Annotated in this window: 22 protein-coding genes; 12 read left to right on the forward strand and 10 right to left on the reverse strand. The window is 64.1% G+C overall.

The window, feature by feature from the left end; translation table 11 throughout:
- Positions 1-60 precede the first annotated feature (60 nt).
- Positions 61-4,242 (reverse strand): DNA-directed RNA polymerase subunit beta, encoded by a 4,182-nt coding sequence (rpoB, locus tag H4W01_RS04030; protein WP_209609999.1) that lies wholly within the window; start codon positions 4,240-4,242, stop codon positions 61-63.
- Positions 4,243-4,820: 578 nt separating this feature from the next.
- Entirely contained in the window at positions 4,821-5,132 is a 312-nt protein-coding gene (locus H4W01_RS04035; protein ID WP_209610000.1) for a hypothetical protein, read from the reverse strand.
- Positions 5,133-5,461: 329 nt separating this feature from the next.
- Here H4W01_RS04035 and H4W01_RS22780 point away from each other — a divergent pair, with 329 nt between their 5' ends.
- Genes H4W01_RS22780 through H4W01_RS04055 form a run of 4 tightly spaced genes read left to right on the forward strand, consistent with a single transcriptional unit; the run spans position 5,462 to position 8,191 of the window.
- Positions 5,462-6,637, forward strand: a complete 1,176-nt coding sequence (locus H4W01_RS22780; protein ID WP_334685141.1) for a hypothetical protein — start codon at positions 5,462-5,464, stop codon at positions 6,635-6,637.
- Between the two features lie 53 nt (positions 6,638-6,690).
- Positions 6,691-7,215 carry a DUF2975 domain-containing protein gene (locus H4W01_RS04045; RefSeq protein ID WP_209610001.1) on the forward strand — a complete coding sequence of 175 codons (525 nt, stop codon included), beginning with the start codon at positions 6,691-6,693 and terminating at the stop codon, positions 7,213-7,215.
- The gene (locus tag H4W01_RS04050) at positions 7,215-7,427 is read left to right on the forward strand and encodes a helix-turn-helix domain-containing protein (protein ID WP_102690378.1); all 213 of its coding nucleotides are present in this window, start codon (positions 7,215-7,217) and stop codon (positions 7,425-7,427) included. The genes H4W01_RS04045 and H4W01_RS04050 overlap by 1 nt, the downstream gene beginning before the upstream one ends.
- Positions 7,424-8,191, forward strand: a complete 768-nt coding sequence (locus H4W01_RS04055) for a hypothetical protein (protein WP_209610002.1) — start codon at positions 7,424-7,426, stop codon at positions 8,189-8,191. Before H4W01_RS04050 ends, H4W01_RS04055 begins: the two co-directional genes overlap by 4 nt.
- 299 nt (positions 8,192-8,490) lie before the next feature.
- Here H4W01_RS04055 and rplL read toward each other — a convergent pair whose 3' ends face one another.
- Positions 8,491-8,868: a 50S ribosomal protein L7/L12 gene (rplL, locus tag H4W01_RS04060; protein ID WP_010407636.1), complete on the reverse strand. Its 378-nt coding sequence runs from the start codon at positions 8,866-8,868 to the stop codon at positions 8,491-8,493.
- A 50-nt stretch (positions 8,869-8,918) separates the two neighbouring features.
- A complete protein-coding gene (gene rplJ / locus H4W01_RS04065) occupies positions 8,919-9,440 on the reverse strand; it encodes a 50S ribosomal protein L10 (protein ID WP_010407637.1) in 522 nt (173 codons plus the stop codon).
- Between the two features lie 497 nt (positions 9,441-9,937).
- On the opposite strand from rplJ, the gene H4W01_RS04070 reads away from it, so the two are divergent.
- Positions 9,938-11,107, forward strand: coding sequence for a pyridoxal phosphate-dependent aminotransferase (locus H4W01_RS04070; protein ID WP_209610003.1), 1,170 nt, complete (start codon positions 9,938-9,940; stop codon positions 11,105-11,107).
- A gap of 135 nt (positions 11,108-11,242) precedes the next feature.
- Here H4W01_RS04070 and hemW read toward each other — a convergent pair whose 3' ends face one another.
- Positions 11,243-12,409 carry a radical SAM family heme chaperone HemW gene (gene hemW, locus H4W01_RS04075; RefSeq protein ID WP_209610004.1) on the reverse strand — a complete coding sequence of 389 codons (1,167 nt, stop codon included), beginning with the start codon at positions 12,407-12,409 and terminating at the stop codon, positions 11,243-11,245.
- Between the two features lie 39 nt (positions 12,410-12,448).
- Between hemW and H4W01_RS04080 the strand changes: the two genes are divergently transcribed.
- Positions 12,449-13,018 carry a CAP domain-containing protein gene (locus H4W01_RS04080; protein WP_209610005.1) on the forward strand — a complete coding sequence of 190 codons (570 nt, stop codon included), beginning with the start codon at positions 12,449-12,451 and terminating at the stop codon, positions 13,016-13,018.
- Positions 13,019-13,147: 129 nt separating this feature from the next.
- Here the strand turns inward: H4W01_RS04080 and rdgB are convergent, their stop codons facing one another.
- On the reverse strand, positions 13,148-13,780 hold the full coding sequence (rdgB, locus tag H4W01_RS04085) for an RdgB/HAM1 family non-canonical purine NTP pyrophosphatase (RefSeq protein WP_209610006.1): 633 nt from the start codon (positions 13,778-13,780) through the stop codon (positions 13,148-13,150).
- Entirely contained in the window at positions 13,777-14,493 is a 717-nt protein-coding gene (rph, locus tag H4W01_RS04090; RefSeq protein ID WP_010407647.1) for a ribonuclease PH, read from the reverse strand. The genes rdgB and rph overlap by 4 nt, the downstream gene beginning before the upstream one ends.
- Positions 14,494-14,591: 98 nt before the next feature.
- Between rph and H4W01_RS04095 the strand changes: the two genes are divergently transcribed.
- Positions 14,592-15,332, forward strand: coding sequence for an energy transducer TonB (locus H4W01_RS04095; RefSeq protein WP_209610007.1), 741 nt, complete (start codon positions 14,592-14,594; stop codon positions 15,330-15,332).
- A 9-nt stretch (positions 15,333-15,341) separates the two neighbouring features.
- Here the strand turns inward: H4W01_RS04095 and H4W01_RS04100 are convergent, their stop codons facing one another.
- From H4W01_RS04100 to H4W01_RS04110, 3 genes are read right to left on the reverse strand one after another with little or no spacing between them, the layout of a single operon-like run.
- Positions 15,342-16,124 (reverse strand): SDR family NAD(P)-dependent oxidoreductase, encoded by a 783-nt coding sequence (locus H4W01_RS04100; protein ID WP_209610008.1) that lies wholly within the window; start codon positions 16,122-16,124, stop codon positions 15,342-15,344.
- Positions 16,125-16,179: 55 nt separating this feature from the next.
- Positions 16,180-17,364 (reverse strand): zinc-dependent alcohol dehydrogenase, encoded by a 1,185-nt coding sequence (locus H4W01_RS04105; RefSeq protein ID WP_209610009.1) that lies wholly within the window; start codon positions 17,362-17,364, stop codon positions 16,180-16,182.
- Entirely contained in the window at positions 17,364-17,945 is a 582-nt protein-coding gene (locus H4W01_RS04110) for an SRPBCC family protein (RefSeq protein ID WP_209610010.1), read from the reverse strand. Before H4W01_RS04110 ends, H4W01_RS04105 begins: the two co-directional genes overlap by 1 nt.
- 144 nt (positions 17,946-18,089) lie before the next feature.
- On the opposite strand from H4W01_RS04110, the gene hrcA reads away from it, so the two are divergent.
- The 5 genes from hrcA (at position 18,090) to H4W01_RS04135 (ending at position 21,409) form a co-directional block, all read left to right on the forward strand.
- A complete protein-coding gene (hrcA, locus tag H4W01_RS04115) occupies positions 18,090-19,133 on the forward strand; it encodes a heat-inducible transcriptional repressor HrcA (protein WP_010407654.1) in 1,044 nt (347 codons plus the stop codon).
- A gap of 17 nt (positions 19,134-19,150) precedes the next feature.
- A complete protein-coding gene (grpE, locus tag H4W01_RS04120) occupies positions 19,151-19,696 on the forward strand; it encodes a nucleotide exchange factor GrpE (protein ID WP_209610011.1) in 546 nt (181 codons plus the stop codon).
- A 95-nt stretch (positions 19,697-19,791) separates the two neighbouring features.
- The gene (locus tag H4W01_RS04125; protein WP_245535590.1) at positions 19,792-19,959 is read left to right on the forward strand and encodes a hypothetical protein; all 168 of its coding nucleotides are present in this window, start codon (positions 19,792-19,794) and stop codon (positions 19,957-19,959) included.
- Positions 19,956-20,180 carry a hypothetical protein gene (locus H4W01_RS04130; protein ID WP_209610012.1) on the forward strand — a complete coding sequence of 75 codons (225 nt, stop codon included), beginning with the start codon at positions 19,956-19,958 and terminating at the stop codon, positions 20,178-20,180. The genes H4W01_RS04125 and H4W01_RS04130 overlap by 4 nt, the downstream gene beginning before the upstream one ends.
- Complete coding sequence (locus H4W01_RS04135; RefSeq protein WP_209610013.1) at positions 20,177-21,409, forward strand: threonine synthase; 1,233 nt, start codon at positions 20,177-20,179, stop codon at positions 21,407-21,409. The genes H4W01_RS04130 and H4W01_RS04135 overlap by 4 nt, the downstream gene beginning before the upstream one ends.
- The last annotated feature ends 4 nt before the right edge of the window (positions 21,410-21,413 follow it).

Consider the following 21,413-nt stretch of genomic DNA (forward strand, 5'->3'; position numbering starts at 1 on the left):
TGCCTGACCCTACAGGCCCTCCCCCAACCCCTCCCGCAAGCGGGAGGGGGGAAGGTCGCGTTACTCCGCCGCGATCGCGACGCCGTCGCTGTCGAAATGCTCGGTCGTGGTCAGTTCGATGTTCAGACCCAGCGAGCGCATTTCCTTGACGAGCACGTTGAAGCTCTCCGGAATACCGGCCTCGAACGTGTCGTCACCCTTGACGATCGCCTCATAGACCTTGGTGCGCCCGACGACGTCATCGGACTTGACCGTGAGCATTTCCTGCAAGGTGTACGCAGCACCATAGGCTTGAAGTGCCCAGACCTCCATTTCGCCGAAGCGCTGACCACCGAACTGCGCCTTACCACCCAGCGGCTGCTGCGTGACGAGCGAGTACGGCCCGATCGACCGGGCGTGGATCTTGTCGTCGACCAGATGGTGCAGCTTGAGCATGTAGATGATGCCCACGGTGACCTTGCGGTCGAACTTGTCGCCGGTGCGACCGTCGAACAGTTCCGACTGACCCGAGGTGTCGAGACCGGCCAGTTCCAGCATCGCCGAAACGTCCGCTTCCCGCGCACCGTCGAACACGGGCGTTCCCATCGGGATGCCGGTCTTCAGGTTTTCGGCCAGCTCGATGATCTGGTCGGCATCGCGGGCCTCGATGTCGGCGGCATAATGCTCGCCATACACTTCGAGCAGCCGCGCCTTGACCGCGTCGGGCATTGCGCCCGGTGCGGGTTCGGGATTGGCTTCGCGCCAGTCTTCCAGCGCACGATGGACTTGCTGCCCGAGATTGCGGGCGGCCCAGCCGAGATGCGTTTCGAAGATCTGCCCGACGTTCATGCGCGACGGCACGCCCAGCGGGTTGAGCACGAGATCGACCGGCGTCCCGTCGGCGAGGAACGGCATGTCCTCGGCCGGCAGGATGCGCGAGATGACGCCCTTATTGCCGTGACGGCCGGCCATCTTGTCGCCCGGCTGCAGCTTGCGCTTCACCGCAACGAACACCTTGACCATCTTGAGCACGCCTGGCGGCAGCTCGTCACCACGCTCGAGCTTGTCGCGACGATCGTGGAACTTGTCGAGGATCAGCTTGGCGGCATCGTCATACTGCGCCTTGACCGCTTCCAGATCGCTCTGGACCTTGTCGTCGGCAACGGCGAACTTCCACCATTCGTGACGATCGACGCTGTCGAGCACGTCCTCGTCGATGACCACGCCCTTCTTGGGGCCGTTCTTGGGAACGGCGGTCGCGGTCTGACCGAGCAGCATTTCCTTGAGGCGCGACCAGGTCGCACGGTTGAGGATGGTGCGCTCGTCGTCCGAGTCCTTCTTCAGGCGCTCGATTTCCTCGCGCTCGATCGCCATCGCGCGCTCGTCCTTGTCGATGCCGTGGCGGTTGAACACCCGGACCTCGACGACGGTACCAGCAACGCCCGGCGGCAAGCGCAGCGAGGTATCGCGCACGTCCGACGCCTTTTCACCGAAGATGGCGCGGAGCAGCTTTTCTTCCGGCGTCATCGGGCTTTCGCCCTTCGGCGTGATCTTGCCGGCGAGAATGTCGCCCGGCTCGACTTCGGCGCCGATGTACACGATGCCGGCTTCGTCGAGGTTGCGCAGCGCTTCCTCGCCGACGTTCGGGATATCGCGCGTGATGTCTTCCGGCCCGAGCTTGGTGTCGCGCGCCATGACTTCGAATTCCTCGATGTGGATCGAGGTGAAGACGTCGTCCTTCACGATACGCTCGGAAATGAGGATCGAGTCCTCATAATTGTAGCCGTTCCAGGGCATGAACGCGACGAGCGCGTTGCGGCCCAGCGCCAGCTCACCGAATTCGGTCGACGGGCCGTCGGCGATCACGTCGCCGGCGGTTATCACGTCGCCCACCTTCACCAGCGGACGCTGGTTGATGCAGGTGTTCTGGTTCGAGCGCTGGAACTTCATCAGCGTGTAGATGTCGACGCCCGACTGGCCGGCTTCGACATCACCGGTTGCGCGGATGACGATACGCGACGCATCGACCTGGTCGACGATACCGGCGCGCTTGGCCGAGATCGCCGCACCCGAATCGCGCGCAACGGTCTCTTCCATGCCGGTGCCGACGAACGGTGCCTCGGCCTGAACCAGCGGCACAGCCTGACGCTGCATGTTCGAGCCCATCAGTGCGCGGTTGGCGTCATCGTTTTCCAGGAACGGAATGAGCGATGCCGCGACCGAGACGAGCTGCTTGGGGCTGACGTCCATCAGGGTGATGTTGTTGGGGATCGCCATCAGGAATTCGCCCGCCTGACGCGACGAGACGAGTTCTTCGACAAAGCCCTTATCGGCGTTCAGCTCGGCGTTGGCCTGCGCGATCGTGTGCTTGGCCTCTTCCATCGCCGACAGATAGACGACGTCGTCGGTCACCTTATGATCGATGACCTTGCGGTACGGCGTTTCGATGAAGCCGTATTTGTTCACGCGGCTGAAGCTGGCGAGCGAGTTGATCAGACCGATGTTCGGGCCTTCCGGCGTCTCAATCGGGCAGATGCGGCCATAGTGCGTCGGGTGAACGTCGCGGACTTCGAAGCCGGCGCGCTCACGCGTCAAGCCGCCCGGTCCAAGCGCCGACACGCGGCGCTTGTGGGTGACTTCCGACAGCGGGTTGGTCTGATCCATGAACTGCGACAGCTGCGACGAGCCGAAGAATTCGCGGACCGCGGCAACCGCGGGCTTGGCGTTGATCAGGTCGTTCGGCATCACCGTCGACACGTCGACCGACGACATGCGCTCCTTCACGGCGCGTTCCATGCGGAGCAGGCCGACGCGATACTGGTTCTCGAGCAATTCGCCGACCGAGCGGACACGACGGTTACCGAGGTTGTCGATATCGTCGATTTCGCCCTTGCCGTCCTTCAGATCGACCAGCGTCTTGATGACGGCGAGGATGTCCTCGGTGCGCAGCGTGGTAACAGTGTCCTCGGCATCGAGGTCGAGGCGCATGTTGAGCTTGACGCGACCCACGGCCGACAGATCGTAGCGGTCGGGATCGAAGAACAGGCCAGAGAACAGCGACTCTGCGGTTTCGAGCGTGGGCGGCTCGCCAGGGCGCATGACGCGGTAGATGTCCGACAGCGCCTGCTCACGCTCTTCGGCCTTGTCGACCTTGAGCGTGTTGCGGATCCACGCGCCGGTGGCGACGTGATCGATGTCGAGCAGTTCGATGCGATCAATGCCCGCCTGGTCGAGCAGTTCGAGGTTCTCGGCCGACACTTCGTCGCCCGCCTCGATGTAGATCTGGCCGGTCGACTCGTTGATCAAATCATAGGCGCTGTAGCGGCCGAAGATTTCCTCGGTCGGGATCAGCAGGTCGGTCAGGCCGTCCTTGGCCGCCTTGTTGGCCGCGCGCGGGCTGATCTTCTGGCCGTTGGCGAACACGATCTCGCCGGTCTTGGCGTCGATGATGTCGTACATCGGCTTCTGGCCACGCCAGTTTTCGGCCTGGAACGGGATGATCCAGCCACCCTGGCCACGCACGAAGGTTACGCGGTTGTAGAAGTGGTTGAGGATTTCCTCACCGGTCATGCCGAGCGCGTAGAGCAGCGCCGTGACGGGCAGCTTGCGCTTGCGGTCGATGCGGACGTTGACGATGTCCTTGGCGTCGAATTCGAAATCGAGCCACGAACCGCGATACGGAATGACGCGGGCTGCAAAGAGATACTTGCCCGAGGCGTGGGTCTTGCCGCGGTCATGGTCGAACAGAACGCCCGGCGAGCGGTGCATCTGCGACACGATGACGCGTTCGGTGCCGTTGATGATGAAGGTGCCGTTGCCCGTCATCAGGGGCATGTCGCCCATGTAGACGTCTTGCTCCTTGATATCGAGGACCGAGCGCGAATCGGTGTCGGCATCCACCTCGAACACGATCAGGCGCAGCGTGACGCGCATCGGGGCCGCATAGGTGATGCCGCGCTGGCGGCATTCGTCGGTGTCGAACTTGGGCGGCTCAAGCTCGTAATTCACGAAGTCGAGCTCGGCGGTGCCGGCGAAATCGCGGATCGGGAAGACCGAGCGCAGCGTCTTTTCGAGGCCGGAGACATAGCCGATCGACGGATCGGAGCGCAGGAACTGTTCGTAGGATTCGCGCTGAACCTCGATCAGGTTCGGCATCTGCACGACTTCGTGGATGTTGCCGAAAACCTTGCGGATGCGGCGCTTGGCCGTGCCGCTTTCGGCGCGCCGCGTGGGGGTGCTGCCGTCGATTGCTTTGGTCGCCATGGAGATGTCTGCCCTCAAGCTGTATAATCTGGCCCGGAATCCACCGGGCGGGCACGCTCCAAAGACGCAAAAAGCCGCATGTCCTCCTCATCGGATGACAGCAGCTTGTAAGCGTCTCTAGATACTACAATCTCCAATACGATCGATGCGCTGCGCGACGGCACATCATTTCCCGAAAATTGCAGTGGAACGCGCCATATAGGCAGGGCAGGGGGCGCTGTCAAATACAGTGGCGTTTCTCTCCGCTGCTGCCGTTAGGCATGTGCCCCCTCGATCGATGCTAGGCGACGGCGATGGTCGCTGAAGCGCTCTCCACCCATCCGCTCGGTGCGAACGCCATTTGCCTTCCACGGCTTGCAGAGCTTGCAACCGGCGCGCCGATAGCGCGCGCGGCCTCGTTTATGATGCATCCTTGCCTCCATGCTTTGCGCCAAGCGTCTAGGGGGGGGCGGGCTGGCGGGCTGCAGGTGTGCCGATCAATCGGCCAAAACTCAACCTGCGACATTGCTGCGCGTCTCGGCGTTTCGAACAGGGGCGGGCGTGGTATCCTGCGCCATCGCCCCCGTTCGACCGGTTGATCAGACGGTGATGGCAATGGATTGGTTCCAGACCACGCCGATGCCCTGACCCACTGGGGCCTGAGGATAAACGGTGTCTTTGCCGTCTGTGGTCACTGTAACCTTGAAAGCGGCCGGTCCGCCCCAGTTGATGCCAATAAAGGTGAGTTGATAGGTACCGCCTTGAAGTATGTATTGTGGAACAAGCGAAACGTCGACCGGTGATCCGTATCCTGCTTTCACATGGAGAAGTTCGCTGCTACCTGCACCAGTGGATGCGATAATATACAATTCATTGTCAACATTTGTGACGTGTATATTTGTCGTAGACATGATTTATGACTCCTGCTGGATGGTCCGTGATTCGGCGATACAAATAAAGCAAAAGATAAAATGATCGCTCTGTGATGTTATACACAGGGAGAATGACTCTTTGTTTATTTGGAAAATATTATTGTTTGTGGCCTTTTGTATTGGTCGCTGATTTGGGAAGAGTGGCGAGTCGTTCGCCACATAGGTGGGGATGCGAGTCCATCACGAAATTGCGTGCATCGGCGCGCCTTATAGAGCGTCGCCCGCATGAATGGTGCGGTCGGGCGCGTCTTGATGGTCTCGCCCTTGGCGGTGCGCGATTTGTCGTTATGCCCGTTCGGGTGAAACCGATGTCTTTTCTTGCTGTGGCGGCGGCGCTGCTGGCTGCTGCTCCCATGGCGCGCGCGCAGAATACACCGGACGCAAAGCCCTTGCCCGGGCTCGACGATTTCAGCCTGCCATCGTCGCGCCCAACGCGGCGACCGATACCGTCCCCCGAGCCGACGATCAGTGCACTGCCGCGCCGGGAGGCACCGACGGATGCCCCCAGCGCGCAGCCGGTGGCGCCGCCGCAGGTGGTCCCGACGATCCGCGCAGTTCCGACCCCAACGCCGATCCGGCCTAGGGCGGAACCAGTGGCAAAGGCACCATCGCCCACGCTGACCGCAACGCCAGCCCGAAACTCTGCACCCACGCCAACGCCGACTCCGACACCGGTTCCCGCGATGATGCCGTCGCCGCCGGCTCGGTCACCCGTAAAGGTGCCGACGCATTCAGCGGGCCCCGCGGTGGGGCTTTTGCTCGGAGGAGCGGCGGGGGCCTTCGCATTGGCGGCGCTGGCGGGATGGTGGTGGCGACGTCGAACCACCGATCGCAGGTCGCGTCGCGACCCCGAGCCTGAACAGTTTCCGCTGGGCCTGGGAGAAGGCGCAGAGGGTGACCTGCCATCCGCCGCACCTGCACCGACCCCGGTTGCGGCTCCATCGAACGCCGTGCCCGCGATCGAACCCGTCGCCACCGCAGACGCGCGTGCGGTGCTCGATCTCGTGCTGACCGTGAAGCGCGCGGGCACCAATGTGCTGAGTGCCGCGATCGATTATGTCATTGTCGTGCGCAATGTCGGGGAAAGCGCAGCGACCGAAATTCGGCTCGACGTCCGCTTGCTGAGCGCCGGGCAGCAGCAGGATGCAGCGATTGCGGCGCTGTTTTCCACCCCGATCGCCCAGCCACTCGCCGCGCCGTTCGCGTTGCCGCCCGGCGGTGCAGTGGAGCTGAGCGGGATGGCCATGCATCCAAAGCAAACGCTGGAGGTGATGCAGGCGGCGGGCAGGGTGCTGTTCGTGCCCGTGCTGACGGTCAATCTCACCTATGACTGGGTCGGCGGTGGCGGTCAGACCGCCCGTTCCTACGTCATCGGCATCGATCGCGGGGCCACTGCAAAGCTCCAGCCATTCCGGCTCGATGCGCCGCCGCGTATGTACGACACCGTCGCCGCCTTGCCCTATCCGATCGCGGAGACGCGCTGATCACTTTACGATTATCGATAAGTATCATATCGATAATCGTAAAGGAGATGGCGATGGGTGGCCACGATCGAGTCTTGAAGGCCTCGCGCTTGGTGGTGCGGTTGTTCCTGCTGGTCAATCTTGTGTGCATCGTCAGCTTCGTCGTGGCGATCCTGCTGTCGTTCCCGATCGACGGCTGGCTCGTCGCGCGGCTGGTGCGCAAATATGGGCCGACGCTGAACGTCCAGGGCGCGATGCTCGCGCTGCGGGTGGTGATGGTGTGGGGCGTTGTCGCCGGGCTGGTGCTGCACCGCATCCTGACCCAGTTGCTGGCGATCCTCGATACGGTACGGCGCGGCGATCCGTTCACCGCCGCAAATGCCACGCGGATCCGTGCGATCGCCTGGGCGATGCTGGGGTTGCAGCTACTCGATCTCGTGCAGGGCGCGATGACGGCGTGGTTCGCCGCGCTGCATGTGCAGTTCGCCACTTGGACGCCCGCTTTTGGCGGCTGGGTCGCGGTGTTGCTGCTGTTCGTGCTGGCGCAGGTGTTCGCGCGCGGTGCCGAAATGCGCGACGAGCTTGAGGCGACGGTCTGATGCCGGTGGTGGTGAAGCTCGACGACGTGCTCCACGCGCGCCGCATGACGCTGACCGAATTGGCGGCGGCGGTCGACATCAGTGTGGTCAATCTGTCGATCCTGAAGACGGGCAAGGCGCGCGCGATCCGGTTTTCGACATTGGAGGCGATTTGCACCGTGCTGGACTGCCAGCCGGGGGACATTTTGCGGTTTGAGGGGGACGAGGCATGACGTTTTGGAAAGCATTCACAGAGACCTATCGCGGCAGCATCGCCTTTATGATCGCGTGCCCGTTGCTGACGATGGTCCCGGTGCTGTTCGAAATCCTGCAGCACATCGTCGAGGTAAAGATCGGTCTCTATGCGAGTGTCGCTGCGGCGAAAGCGCTGGAGCATGACCCGTGGCGTATGGGGTTCGGGCTGCTCAAGGTCGCGGCGCTGACCGTGCCGACCTATTGGATCGTGCGCTTCCTGGCGTGGCGCGATCCGGCACGCGCCGCCCGCCCGGAGATGCCCGCCGTGCGATTGTTCGCGGTGGTGCTGGTCGTGCAACTGGCCTCCGCGGCACTACAGTTGTTCGTTCTTCCGCGCGAGGGGTGGCTGCTGCTGGTGGAATTCATCGTGCTGCAGATCCTTGCCGTGCTGTTGCATCCGTGGTTTGTCGCGGCGGCGCTGGGCAACCCGGCAATCGGTCCGCAGCGATCGGTTGCGATCATGGCGCGCCAGACGCTGTGGAGCTTCGTCTTCATGCTCGTGGCGATCCTGCCGCTGATGATCCCGCATTATGTTTTGGGCGCGCTCGCGATCATCGGACCCAGGCCGCTCTTGTGGCCGGTGCTGGTGGTGGATTCGCTGCTGGTCGGGTGGCTGAGCGCGGTGATTGTTGCAAGCGGCTTCACCGTCGCGATGCGCGCGGCGGCGAAGCAGGGGGTTGATCTTGGGATTGGGGATGCATCCGCCATCGATGGCGCGCACTCTGCGGTGGTTGTGCGCTAACGACCTTGGTCTTCCTCCCCTCCCTGAAAGGGAGGGGTTGGGGGTGGGTTGGCCCGTTGACGAACGGAAGCTCCCAGCCATCGGCCGAGCCACCCCTCGGTGCCCTCCGGGAGGGGAGGAAGACCAAGCCAATGACGCGCACGTAAAAAAAGGGGCGGCACCGTGTGGTGCCGCCCCTTTTCTGTGTCGCGGGCCGGTCATGGGCAAAGCCCATGACGTCGGACGCGGGCTGGGCCCGCGCCGTCCGGCCTTGCGGGAGTGCGCTTTAGCCGAGGCTAAAGCGTCTCTCCCGCTGCGGCTTACTTGACTTCGACGGTTGCGCCGGCTGCTTCCAGCTGAGCCTTGATCTTGGCGGCTTCGTCCTTCGACACGCCTTCCTTGATCGCCTTCGGAGCGGATTCGACCAGCGTCTTGGCTTCGGTCAGGCCGAGCGAGGTGATCGCGCGGACTTCCTTAATGACGTTGATCTTCTTGCCGCCGTCGCCGGTGAGGATGACGTCGAATTCGGTCTGCTCTTCAGCAGCCGGAGCAGCGGCGCCGCCGCCAGCTGCCGGAGCTGCTGCAACCGCTGCTGCGGCCGAAACGCCCCACTTCTCTTCGAGAAGCTTCGAAAGGTCAGCCGCCTCGAGGACGGTCAGAGCGGAAAGCTGGTCAACCAGCGCGTTGAGGTCTGCCATGTGTAGTCTCCAGTAAAATCAGTTCAGGGTGTAATCTCGAAGGCCTGAAATCAGGCGTCCGCCTTGTCCTTCTCGGCATAGGCCATGAGAACGCGGGCGAGCTGTGCCGCAGGAGCCTGGGTGATGGTCGCGACCTTGGTTGCGGGTGCAACCAGAAGGCCAACGATCTTGGCACGCAGTTCATCCAGCGACGGCAGAGTCGCGAGCGCCTTCACGCCGTCCACGTCGAGGACGGTCGCGCCCATCGCCCCGCCGACGATCTCGAACTTGTCGGTCGTCTTGGCGAAGTCGACAACCACCTTGGCGGCTGCGACAGGGTCGATGGAGCTGGCGAGACCAACCGGCCCGGTGAGCAGAGCGCCCAGCGAGGTATAGTCGGTGCCGTCCAGCGCGATCTTGGCAAGCTTGTTCTTCGAGACCTTGTAGGTCGCCCCTGCGTCACGCATTGCGTTACGCAGCTTGGTCGACTGAGCCACCGTCATGCCCAAGTTGCGGGTGACAACCACCACGCCGACTTCGGCAAACGTCTGGTTCAGCTCGGCGACGAGCTCGGTCTTTTGAGCACGATCCATGCCATTCTCCACGTTTTGACCTTACCGCGAACGGCAAGGCCGGTTACGAACCGGGCACGCAAATGCGCATCCGGTGTTGTCCAGCGATGGGGAATGGGAGCGACGCCCCTGGTGGGAGGCGGCAGGCCGGTCGCGGAAAAACCGCCCCGGCAAAATCCTGTCCCCGTCTCGGCAGGAAATTAAGACCGGCAAATCCCGGTCACCTACTGTCTCGGACGGTCCCGCCGTGCTGACGCGCGACGAGAGAGTGCGTGCCCTTAACGGCCCGCGCGGAAAAGTCAACGCAAAGGCGTAGGCGCGTTTGCGCAGAGTGACAGGAGGCAATGATCACGCCGATCGGGTAAAATGTCGCGCAATCTCGTACATTTGAAACAATGAAGTAGTTTTTCTACGTCAGCATGTAGCTTTTGTGTCGAATTTGCGGAACACTCGCCGCCAAGGGCCGGGGAGCCTGTGCAGGAGAGACAGGAGATTTCGCAAAAACAGGGGCCGATCCGATGACGCACAGCACCTATCTCAATGAAGAATCGCAGGATGATCTGATGAGCCGCGGCTTTGCGCGGCGCGACCTGGCGCGAATCGCGGCGGTGTTCGGGGTGGGGGCGGTGGCGGCGTCGATCGGTCGCCCGGCCTGGGCCTCGGGCGGGGTGCCCGATCCCGCGCCGACCGCCAAGGTGCGGATCGGCGCCAACGAATGCTGGACCGGCCCGCTCGCGCCGGGGGCGCTCGCCGCGACTAACATGGTGGCGCAGGGCAATCGCTATTCGCCGCAGGACCAGCGCGGCGATTTCATCAAGGCGGTGATGGCGGTCGAGAACGTCCCTTATGACCATGTCGCGCCCTGGCCGGGGTCGAGCGATCCGCTCAGCCGCTCGGTCGTGACCTTCTGTTCGCCGACCAAGGGGCTGGTCACCGCCAATCCCACCTTTGAGCTGGCCGGGCGCACCGCCGCGTGGCTGGGCGCGCCGGTCAACGCGGTGCCGCTGACGGCGGACTATACGCATGACGTGAAGGGGATGCTGGCGGCCAATCCCGATGCCGGGCTCTATTATATATGCACGCCCAACAACCCCACGGGCACGATCACGCCGCTGGCCGACATCGAATGGCTGATCGCCAACAAGCCGGCCGGATCGATGGTGCTGATCGACGAGGCCTATACGCATTTCGCGGGCGTGCCGGTCGCGTCGTATCTGGCGGTGAAGCATGACGATGTGATCGTGATGCGGACCTTCTCCAAGCTGTTCGGCATGGCGGGCTTGCGCGTCGGCTATATCATCACCAACCCCAAGAACATCGCCAAGATGATGCGCTATGACGGCGGCATGCAATCGGGCGCGTTGCCCGTCACCAGCATCGCCTGTGCGACCGCGAGCCTGACCGCCGCGCCGCTGATTGCCGCACGCCGCGCCGAAATGCAGACCGCGCGCGGTCTGACGCTCGATCACCTCAAGGCCAAGGGGATCGACGTCAAGCCGACCAACGCCAACATGTTCATGATCGACTGGAAGACCAAGAAAGCGAGCGAGATGCAGGCGGCGTTCCGCAAGGAAAGCATCGAGATCGGGCGGTCCTGGCCGATCTGGCCGACGGTCAGCCGCGTCACGGTGGGGTCGAGCGCGGAGATGAAGACGTTCTGTACGGCGCTGGACAAGATTGTGGCTTGAGGGGGCTTTAGAAAACCACTTCCCCGGCGGACGCCGGGGCCCAGTTGTGAGGGCCGAAATAAGGGGGTGCTGTGCTCTCCCAAGGGTCGTCCCGCACCTGGGCCCCGGCCTTCGCCGGGGAAGTGATTTCTTGCTTTACCCCCGCACGATCAGCGGGAGGATTGCGTCGAGCAGCAGCATGCCCGCTTCGGTGACGCCCAGATGGTCGCCGTTGCGGGCGATCAGGCCTTGCTGTTCGAGGCGCTCAGCGGCGGTCTGGTCGATCAGCGCGGTGGGCGTTGTCTCGCCCAGATGCGCGATGCGTGCGAGATCGACGCCTTCGCGCAGGCGCAGGCCCATCAGCAAGGCCTCGGTCGCGCGGGCATTTGGCGCGAGCGGTTCCTCGATCTGCGCGCCGTGGCCGTTGCGGGCGACCGCGCCGATCCAGTTTTCGGGCTTCTTGTGGCGTGCGGTCGCAAGGCCGCCCCGCCTGCCATGTGCGCCGGGGCCGACCCCGGCATAATCGCGATAGCGCCAGTAAACGAGGTTGTGACGGCTCTCCGCGCCGAGCCGCGCATGGTTGGAGATTTCATAAGCCGGAAGCCCCGCCGCCGCCGTCATCGCGCGCGTCGCCTCGAACAGATCGGCGGCGGAATCGCCATCGGGAATGACGATCCGCCCCGCAGCGGCTTCGGTCGCGAAGCGCGTGCCCGGCTCGATCGTCAATTGATAGAGCGAGAGATGCTCGGTGCCGAAGGCGAGCGCGCGGGCGAGTTCGGCTTCCCAGGCGGCCAGCGTCTGGCCGGGGCGGGCGTAGATAAGGTCGAAGCTGACGCGCGCAAAGGCGGTCTGCGCGGTGTCGAGCGCGGCGAGGCCCTCGGTCACATCATGCGCGCGGCCGAGAAAGGCGAGCGCGCTATCGTCAAGCGCTTGCAGCCCGAGCGACACGCGGTTGACCCCGGCGCGCGCAATATCGGCAAAGCGCGCCGCCTCGACCGAGGAGGGATTCGCCTCCAGCGTGATTTCGATATCTGGCTCGGCGGGCCAGTGCATGGTGGCGGCGTCGATCACTGCCGCGACCGTCTCGGGCGGCATCAGCGAAGGCGTGCCGCCACCGAAGAAGATCGAGCCGAGCCGTCGCCCCGGCAGCGCTTGCGCTTCATAAGCAAGGTCGGCGAGCAGCGCGTCACGCCACGCCGCCTGATCGACGCTTTCACGGACATGGCTGTTAAAGTCGCAATAGGGACATTTCGAGACGCAGAATGGCCAATGGACATAAAGCGCCAAAGGAGGCGTTAGCAGGGGCGTTTCGGGGGCATTCATCAACGGGAGCCTATGGGCGTGTCGGGGAGATTACGAAAGATGCGCGTTCACTGGCCGGCTTTGCTGCCGCTGGCATTGCTGATGGGATGCGTCGCATCCGACCCCGATCAACCGCCGCGTGTGACCGAGCCACGATTGAGCGAAGCGCCCGCAGCGCGGGGAGAATCGCTGCTGCAGCGCGCCCTGCTCGACGGGCACAATCGCGCGCGCGCCGCAGTCGGCGCGCCGCCGCTGGCGTGGAATGCCGAACTCGCCGGGGACGCTGCGCGCTATGCCGCGGTGCTGGCCGCGACGCGCGAGTTCAAACATTCGGCCGAGCCGCGCGGGCGAATCGCCGAGGGCGAGAACCTCTTCATGGGGTCGCGCGGGGCCTATCGATACGACGAGATGGTTCAGCTCTGGGTCGATGAGGGGCGCAGCTATCGCGCCGGCGCGGTGCCCGACATCAGCACGACCGGTCGCTGGCAGGATGTTGCGCATTACACGCAGATCATCTGGCGGCGCACCAGCCAGATGGGCTGTGCGCTCGCGAGCAGTGCGCGCGACGACTATCTGGTGTGCCGCTATACCCCGCCTGGGAATGTGGTGGGGCAGCACGCGGGAGATTGATGCGTCCCTAGCCGTCCGTCACCCCGACCTGGTGCCGGGGTCCACCCAGCCGCGCGGAAGTCTCGTGACTTTAGCGTTGCGCGTCTTGCACGGTGGTCCCGGCAGAAGGCCGGGGTGACGGGTTGGGGTTTACAGCACCGCCGCAATCAGCTGCGCGAACGCCGCCGCGCGGTGGCTGATCGCGTGCTTCTGCGCCGGGTCCATTTCGGCATAAGTGACATCGCTGCCGGTCGGCACGAACACCGGATCATAGCCGAAGCCGACCGCGCCGCGTGGTGGCCAGGTAAGCGTGCCGTCGGCGCGGCCTTCGAACCATTGGACATGACCGTCGGGCCAGGCGAGTGCGAGCACGCAGACGAAATGCGCGTCGCGGCTGGCGTCTGGGCCCTTGGCGGCGAGCGCTTGCTCGACCTTGGTCATCGCCAGCGTCCAGTCGCGGCCATTGGGCGTTTCTGCCCAATTGGCGGTGTAGACGCCGGGATCGCCGCCCAGCGCATCGACGCACAGGCCGCTATCGTCGGCCAGCGCGGGGAGGCCCGACAAATCCGCCGCCTGCAATGCCTTCAATTCGGCATTGGCGACGAAGGTCGTGCCGGTCTCCTCGGGCTCGGGCAAATCGAGGTCGGCCGCCGAGATCGCTTCGATGCCATAAGGGGCAAGGAGCGCGTTGATCTCGCGCACCTTGCCGGCATTGTGGCTGGCGATGACGAGCTTGCCGGGGGCGAGCTTGCGGATCGCTTGCGGCGGCACGGCCTCGCTCATTTTGCGACGGCCTTGGCTTGCGCGGCGAAGATGTCGGCGCAACCGATGCGCGCGAGGCGGAGCAAGCGCAGCAGCGCTTCCTCATCATAGGTCGCGCCTTCGGCGGTCGCCTGCACTTCGGCGATGTTGCCATTTTCGAGCAGGACGAAATTGGCGTCGGCGTCGGCGTTCGAATCCTCGTCATAATCGAGGTCGAGCACCGGCGTGCCCTTGTAGATGCCGCACGAAATCGCCGCGACCTTCTGGGTCAGCGGGTCGGCGGTGAGCTTGCCGGTGGCGAGCAAACCGTCAATGGCGAGGCGCAGCGCGACCCATGCGCCCGAGATCGAGGCGGTGCGGGTGCCGCCATCGGCCTGGATCACGTCGCAATCGAGCACGATCTGGCGCTCGCCGAGCAGCTTCAAATCGGTGACGGCGCGCAAGCTACGGCCGATCAGGCGCTGGATTTCCTGGGTGCGGCCGGATTGCTTGCCCTTGGCGGCTTCACGGCTGCCACGCGTGTGGGTGGCGCGCGGGAGCATGCCATATTCGGCGGTGACCCAGCCTTCGCCCTTGCCGCGCAGGAACGGCGGCACCTTTTCCTCGATCGAGGCGGTGACCAGCACCTTGGTGTCACCGAAGCCGATCAGCACCGATCCTTCGGCATGGCGCGTGAAATGGGGCGTGATGGTGATCGCGCGCATTTGGTCGGGGGTACGGCCGCTGGGGCGCATCGGGAGTCTCCTGAAAATGGGTCGCGTCGCCGTACCCGTGCGTTGGGGCGGTGTCACCCCTATCTGGGGGACCTGGATATTGGAGCCACGCCGACGCGATGCATAGCTATCAGCCTTCGAGTCAGGACCGCATCAAGGGCGCGGGGGGTGCCGCCTTGCTTGTCGTCGCGATCGGCTATGGTTTGGTTAACGGGCTGTCGGTGGATTTCCGCACGAAGATGGTCGAGGATCTGAAGGCGTTCGTCGTCGCCCCCCCGGCACCGCCGCCCAAGCCGGATGTGGTGCCAGCCCCACGCCAGGCGCAGAAGCACAAGGAAGGCGCCGCCTCTCCCCCGAATTTGAAGGCCAAGGCGAGCGAGGTGGTGGCGCCGCCGATCGTCCTTCACACCCCGCCGCCGCCCGTGGTGGTCGCGCCGATCGCCGGGGTTGGCGCGGAGCGATCGGCGGGTGCCGCGCCGGTGATCGGGCCGGGTACGGGCAGCGGCGGGCAGGGCAATGGCTCTGGCAGCGGATCCGGCGGCGACGGCGATGGCGGCGGTGGCGGGGAAATCCCGCTGCGGCTGATCCACGGCGAACTGCGCTACCGCGATTTGCCGCGGCCGCTGTATGAAGCGGGGGTTTCGGGCACGGTCGAAATGGAATTTGACGTTGGCGTCAAAGGGCGCGTGACGGGGTGCCGTATCACCCGGTCGAGCGGCAATGCCGCGCTCGATGCCGCCACGTGCCAGTTGATCATCGACAAATTGCGCTATCGGCCGACCCGCAATGCCGCGGGCCAGCCGATCCCCGATACGGTGGTAGGCGAGCAAGTGTGGACGGTGCAGCGCGACCGCGACTAGCCCTGCGCTTCAGTCTTTCCCGCTGCCGGGTTCGGCCATATGGCGATGCGCCTCGGCGAGGACCGACTGTGGCACCACACCGGCTGCCGCGACCTGCAGCTTGTTGTGCAAGCCCGACACGATATGGCCCTTGCCGCTCATCAGGGCATCCCAGCCATCCTTGGCGACCTTGGCGGGATCATCCTTTTTGGCCTGGCCGACGCTGGTGTCCTCCATGCCGGCACGATCGAAGAATTCGGTCTCGGTCGCCCCGGGCATTAGAGTGGTCAGCGTCACGCCCTTCGACTCCTTGATCTCGTTGCGCAGCGCTTCGGTGAAATTGTCGATAAAGGCCTTGGTGCCGTTATAGACCGCGTTGAACGCGCCGGGGATGTAGCCGGCGATCGAGCCTGTCACGAGGATCTTGCCAGCATCGCGCGCGACCATGTCCTTCAGCACGCGCTGAACGAGATAAAGCGTGCCCGTGATGTTGGTGTCCACGGCGAAGCGCCACGCCGCTACATCCTGGTCGAGAAAAGCACCGCCCGTGCCCGTGCCGGCATTGGCGAAGAGCAAGTCGATCGTGCGACCGCCCGTGGCGGCGAGCACATCATCGACCCCGGCGATGGTCGAGAGATCGGCATTGATCGATTGGACGGTGGTGCCGAACTGTTTGAAATCGGCAGCGGCGGCGTCGATCAGCGCTTCATTGGCGACGACGAGGATGTCGTACCCATTCTGCGCGGCGAGCGAGGCGAGTTCAAAGCCGATCCCGGTCGATGCGCCGGTGATGATGGCAAATTTGTTGGGCATGTCTCTCTCCATGATGCTGCTCCCCTCCCGCCAGCGGGAGGGGAGAAAGGTGGCGTTACGCCAGGGCCAGGCCGGGCTTCAGCACGACCTTGGTCACCTCATTCTGGTTGTCGTGGAACATCTTGTAGCCCTTGGGCGCGTCTTCTAGCGCGAGGCGGTGCGAGATGAGGAAGGTGGTGTCGATCTTCTCCTCAAGGATCGCCGCCAGCAGCCCGGGCAGATAATGCTGCACATGGGTCTGGCCGGTCTTTAATGTCAGGCCCTTCTCCATGAACGCGCCGAGCGGGAACTTGTCGACGAAGCCGCCATAAACGGCGGGCATCGATACGCGGCCGCCCTTGCGACAGGCGAAGATCGCCTGGCGGATCGAATGGGTGCGATCGGTGCCGAGGAAGGTCGACTTCTTGATCTGGTCGATGACATTGTCGACGAAGAAGCCGTGTGCCTCCAGCCCGACGCTGTCGATCACCGCATCGGGACCGATCCCGCCGGTCATCTCCATCAGCGCCTCATAGACCGCCGAATCCTCGAAATTGATCGTCTCCGCGCCGAACTTGCGGGCGAGGTCGAGCCGGTGCGGGAAATGATCGATGGCGATGACGCGCTCGGCCCCCATCAGGAAGGCCGATTGCACCGCGAACAGCCCGACCGGGCCGCAGCCCCACACCGCGACGGTGTCGCCGGGTTCGATATCGGCATTTTCGGCCGCCATCCATCCGGTCGGCAGGATGTCGGACAGGAACAGCACCTTCTCGTCATCGATCCCGTCAGGAATGACGATCGGGCCGACGTCGCTGAACGGCACGCGGACATATTCCGCCTGGCCGCCGGCATAGCCGCCAGTCATGTGGCTATAGCCGAACAGGCCCGACATCGGCTGGCCGTACAGCGTTTGCGCAATGTCCTGATTGTCGGCGGGCAATCCGTTGTCGCATGCCGAATATTGGTGTTTGCCGCAATGGTAGCAGCTGCCGCAGGCGATGGTGAACGGGACGACGACCTTCTGGCCCTTCTTCAACGTTGATCCCGAGCCGGTTTCGACGACCTCGCCCATGAATTCATGGCCGAGAATGTCGCCTGCCTGCATCGTCGGGATATAGCCGTCATAGAGATGCAGGTCGGAGCCGCAGATGGCGGTGGCGGTGATCTTGATGATCGCGTCGCGCGGGTTGATGATTTCGGGGTCGTCGACGGTATCGACGCGGACGTCGTGGCGACCGTGCCAGGTGAGTGCGCGCATCAGGCCATTTCCTCTTCAAATTGCTTTCGGGTTCGCGCCGCGGTGGCGACTTCGCCGGTTTCCATCAGTTGCTTGAAGCGGCGCAGGTCGCGCCGCGCCTGGATTGCGGGTTCGCGCTGAAACAGCTTGGCGATCAGCTTGCCGACCACGCCATAAGGCGGATCGTAGAGCAGCGTGGCAGTGACCACGGTGCCGCGGGCACCCGCATCGCGAAAATCGATGCGCCCGCTATTGGCGACGTCCGCGCCCGGTTGCGACGCCCAGGCCAGATATTCGCCCTCCACTTCATCGGTAATGAGCGCATCCCATTCGACCGTGCGGCCGCCGGGTGCCTTGACCACCCAATGCGAGCGTTTGGCGTCGATCACCTCGATCCGTTCGACATTTTCCATGAAATGTGCAAGGTTCGTGAAGTCACGGAAGTAGGCGAACAGCTCAGCGCGGGGGCGATTGATGGTCACGGCGCGTCCGACCATAGTATCACCGCGCTTTTCGATGAGGGATTCGGTTGCCGTATCGATTGCGGCGGCGGTGTGCTTCGACGCAGAAAGGGGTGCGTCGTCAGTATTGACGTCGGACATTGATCTCTCCTGATGGCGTGTGCCAATAACGCGCCGGGGGCGCGATCTGGTTCCCCGAAAAAGTACTGATCTCGATCAGCCTCGACGAACCGTTCTGATTTGGGGCTAGTTGAGCGAAAGGCAGGTTGGCCCCATATAGCGGGCATGACCTCAGCCTCGATCACCGAACTCAACGACCGCGCGCGGGACGTGTTTCGCGTGGTGGTGGACAGCTATCTCGCGACCGGCGCGCCGATCGGGTCGCGCACGATCGCGCAGCTGTCAGGGCTTAATTTGTCGCCCGCGTCGATCCGCAACGTGATGCAGGATCTTGAAGAGTTGGGGCTGCTCGCGGCCCCGCACACCAGCGCCGGGCGGATGCCGACCGATAGCGGGCTGCGTTTGTTCGTGGACGGGATGATGCAGGCGCTCGAACCCTCGGCCGAAGAACGCGCCGCGATCGAGCGCCAGATCGAACAGGCCGGGCCGGTCGAACAGGCGATCGCGGCGACCACTGCGGCGCTGTCGGGCCTGTCGGCGTGCGCGGGCATGGTGATGGTGGCCAAGCGCGACCTGGTGTTGCGGCAAATGAGCTTCGTCACGCTTTCGGCGGACAAGGCGCTGGCAGTGCTGGTCGGCGATGATGGATCGGTCGAAAACCGCGTGATCGATATCCCGCTCGGGCTGCCGCCCTCCGCTTTGATCGAGGCGGGCAATTATATGAGCGCGATGCTTGGCGGTCTTACGCTGGTGGAAGCACGCGCCAAGCTCGAGCGCGAGATGGCGGACGAACGCGCCGCGCTGGACGGGGCCGCGCGCACCTTGATCGAGCGCGGTCTCGCCATCTGGAGCGAGGACGCCGATCGCCGCCCGGTGCTGATCGTGCGCGGTCAGGCGCGGCTGATCGACGATACCGCCGCTGCAGATCTGGAACGCGTGCGCGAGTTGCTCGACGATCTCGAGGGCAAGCAGGAAATCGCGCGGCTGCTCGACAGCGCGAGCGCGGGCGATGCGACGCGCATCTTCATTGGTGCCGAGAACAAGTTATTCTCGCTTTCCGGGTCGTCTGTCATCACTAAGCCGTTCCGTGGTCTTGATGGTCGCGTGGTCGGCGTTGTTGGGGTGATTGGGCCGACACGGTTGAACTATGCGCGCGTCGTGCCCATGGTGGATTATACGGCCGCGACACTCGCGCGGCTCATGGGCTAATTGGATAGTGTGACGACATGATCGAAGACGAAAAGATCAACCTAACCAGCGAATTGCGCGCCGAAACCGCGACCGATGTGGCCGAACAGGATTACGCGAAGGAGCGGGTCGCGAAGCTGGAAGCCGACCTTGCCGACGCCAAGTCGCAAGTCCTGTACGCCCATGCCGAAGCGCAGAATGTGCGCCGCCGGGCCGAGAAGGAAGCCGCCGATGCGCGCGCTTATGCCGCGACGGCGTTCGCGCGCGATTTGCTGTCGGTCGCCGATAATCTTGCGCGTGGCCTGGACGCAATTCCCGCCGAACTGCGCGAGGACGAGAAGCTGAAGGGCCTGGTCGCTGGGCTGGATGCAACGGGTCGCGAACTGGAAGCGGTGTTCCAGCGCCACGGCATCAAAAAGATGACGACGATCGGCGAGAAGCTCGACCCCAATTTCCACCAGGCGATGTTCGAAGTACCGAGCGACCAGCCGGTCGGCACCGTCGTGCAGGAAATGCAGTCGGGCTATATGATTAAGGACCGTCTGCTGCGGCCGGCTTTGGTGGGCGTGGCGAAGGCGGGGTGATCGTGTTGGGTCGAGGGATCATTGCATGATGTCCCTTCGGCCCGACTTCGAAAGAGCTTTGCGGTTTTTGGGGGAAGAAACTGGTGGCGACCTCGGTGTTGAAGACATCCCAGCCGATCCCGCTTGACGAATTCGTCGCGGAGATCGAGCGTCGTCGGATCGAAACCGGCATCACCGAAATGCCCCGCAATTCCGGCAACCGCCGCACCGCGAGCAAGCGCGCGCTGCTGAAAGCGATCGAGGAGGCTGGCGGCACGTGGTGACCGCCGCCTCGGCAGAACCGCGCGCGGTCAATCCCGCGTTTATGCTGGGGCTCGTCGCGCTGCCGATTGTTTTTGTCTGGTTCCTCTTTTTGCCTGGCTACGGGCGCAGCCTGCGCGTCGCCGCCCTTGCATACGCGTTTATGCCTTTGCTCTTTGCCGGTGTCGGCATGGCGGTCTGGCTGTTGGTTTGGGCGTTCATGAGGATAGCGAGTAGTTTATGACGATTAACGCCAACCTCACCGCCGATCGCGCGACGTTTGTCACGCATCTCGAATGTTCGATGACGGGCGAGCGCTATGAAGCCGATCAGCTTCATGGCCTGTCGCGCGTCGGGCGGCCGTTGCTGGTGCGTTATGATCTGGATGCGGTGAAGGCGGCCATCCCCAAGGCGATGATCGCCGCCCGCCCGACCGATTTGTGGCGCTGGCGCGAAGTGCTGCCGGTGCGGCATACGCGCGATATCGTCAGCCTGGGCGAGATCGAGACGCCGCTGATCGCGATCCCGCGTTCGTCGGGTAGCCCCAATGTGCTGGTCAAGGACGAGGGGCGCTTGCCGACCGGATCGTTCAAGGCGCGCGGGCTGGTGATGGCGGTGGCGATGGCCAAGGAGCTGGGCGTCACCCGCATCGCTATGCCGACCAACGGCAATGCCGGGGCGGCGCTGGCGGCGTACGCAACGCGCTGCGGGATCGAGACGATTGTGCTCTGTCCCGACGACACGCCCGAGATCAATGTGCGCGAAATCGCGCAACAGGGCGCGCGCGTCTATCGCGTCAACGGCCTGATCGACGATTGCGGTGCGATCGTTGCGCGCGGCGCAGCGGAAGGGCGCTGGTTCGATTTCTCGACGCTGAAGGAGCCCTATCGGATCGAGGGCAAGAAGACGATGGGGCTGGAGCTGGCCGCGCAGTTCGGCTGGAAGCTGCCCGATGCCATCTTCTATCCCACCGGCGGCGGGACCGGGCTCATCGGCATGTGGAAGGCGTTCGATGAGTTGGAACAGCTCGGCTGGATCGGCCCCGAGCGGCCGCGCATGTATGCGGTGCAGGCCAGCGGCTGCGCGCCGATCGTCCGGGCGTTTGAGGCGGGCGAGGAGCATGCCGAACGCTGGGAGGATGCGGCGACGGTTGCTGCGGGGATTCGTGTGCCCAAGGCGGTCGGCGATTTCCTGATCTTGCGCGCGGTGCGCGAAAGCGGCGGCAAAGCGCTGGGCGTGGGTGACCCCGCGATCCTGAAAGCGGTCGATGACTGCGCCCGGAAAGATGGCCTGTTGCTATGCCCTGAAGGCGGCGCGACACTTGCTGCCTATCGCGAGGCGCTGCGCACGGGCGAGGTCGATGAGGATGAGCGGGTCGTATTGTTCAACTGTGCGACCGGCCTGAAATATCCGATGCCGCCCGCAGACGCGGCGCTCGACCGTTTTGCAGAAATCGATCTGGGCGCGCTGTAGGCGG

The organism is Sphingomonas sp. PL20, assembly GCF_017875905.1.
Classification (GTDB): Bacteria; Pseudomonadota; Alphaproteobacteria; order Sphingomonadales; family Sphingomonadaceae; genus Sphingomonas; species Sphingomonas echinoides.

Excerpts from the sequence above, each read along its gene's own strand:
- rdgB (WP_209610006.1), bottom strand. The coding sequence starts at position 13,780 with ATGAGCGAGGCCGTGCCGCCGCAAGCGATCCGCAAGCTCGCCCCCGGC.
- H4W01_RS04080 (WP_209610005.1), top strand. The coding sequence starts at position 12,449 with ATGCGCGTTCACTGGCCGGCTTTGCTGCCGCTGGCATTGCTGATGGGA.
- H4W01_RS04135 (WP_209610013.1), top strand. The coding sequence starts at position 20,177 with ATGACGATTAACGCCAACCTCACCGCCGATCGCGCGACGTTTGTCACG.
- H4W01_RS04105 (WP_209610009.1), bottom strand. The coding sequence starts at position 17,364 with ATGCGCGCACTCACCTGGCACGGTCGCCACGACGTCCGCGTCGATACC.
- rplJ (WP_010407637.1), bottom strand. The coding sequence starts at position 9,440 with ATGGATCGTGCTCAAAAGACCGAGCTCGTCGCCGAGCTGAACCAGACG.
- H4W01_RS04045 (WP_209610001.1), top strand. The coding sequence starts at position 6,691 with ATGGGTGGCCACGATCGAGTCTTGAAGGCCTCGCGCTTGGTGGTGCGG.
- H4W01_RS04095 (WP_209610007.1), top strand. The coding sequence starts at position 14,592 with ATGCATAGCTATCAGCCTTCGAGTCAGGACCGCATCAAGGGCGCGGGG.
- hrcA (WP_010407654.1), top strand. The coding sequence starts at position 18,090 with ATGACCTCAGCCTCGATCACCGAACTCAACGACCGCGCGCGGGACGTG.
- rpoB (WP_209609999.1), bottom strand. The coding sequence starts at position 4,242 with ATGGCGACCAAAGCAATCGACGGCAGCACCCCCACGCGGCGCGCCGAA.
- rph (WP_010407647.1), bottom strand. The coding sequence starts at position 14,493 with ATGCGCCCCAGCGGCCGTACCCCCGACCAAATGCGCGCGATCACCATC.
- H4W01_RS04050 (WP_102690378.1), top strand. The coding sequence starts at position 7,215 with ATGCCGGTGGTGGTGAAGCTCGACGACGTGCTCCACGCGCGCCGCATG.
- H4W01_RS04070 (WP_209610003.1), top strand. The coding sequence starts at position 9,938 with ATGACGCACAGCACCTATCTCAATGAAGAATCGCAGGATGATCTGATG.
- H4W01_RS04055 (WP_209610002.1), top strand. The coding sequence starts at position 7,424 with ATGACGTTTTGGAAAGCATTCACAGAGACCTATCGCGGCAGCATCGCC.
- H4W01_RS22780 (WP_334685141.1), top strand. The coding sequence starts at position 5,462 with ATGTCTTTTCTTGCTGTGGCGGCGGCGCTGCTGGCTGCTGCTCCCATG.
- grpE (WP_209610011.1), top strand. The coding sequence starts at position 19,151 with ATGATCGAAGACGAAAAGATCAACCTAACCAGCGAATTGCGCGCCGAA.
- H4W01_RS04100 (WP_209610008.1), bottom strand. The coding sequence starts at position 16,124 with ATGCCCAACAAATTTGCCATCATCACCGGCGCATCGACCGGGATCGGC.
- rplL (WP_010407636.1), bottom strand. The coding sequence starts at position 8,868 with ATGGCAGACCTCAACGCGCTGGTTGACCAGCTTTCCGCTCTGACCGTC.
- H4W01_RS04035 (WP_209610000.1), bottom strand. The coding sequence starts at position 5,132 with ATGTCTACGACAAATATACACGTCACAAATGTTGACAATGAATTGTAT.
- H4W01_RS04110 (WP_209610010.1), bottom strand. The coding sequence starts at position 17,945 with ATGTCCGACGTCAATACTGACGACGCACCCCTTTCTGCGTCGAAGCAC.
- hemW (WP_209610004.1), bottom strand. The coding sequence starts at position 12,409 with ATGAATGCCCCCGAAACGCCCCTGCTAACGCCTCCTTTGGCGCTTTAT.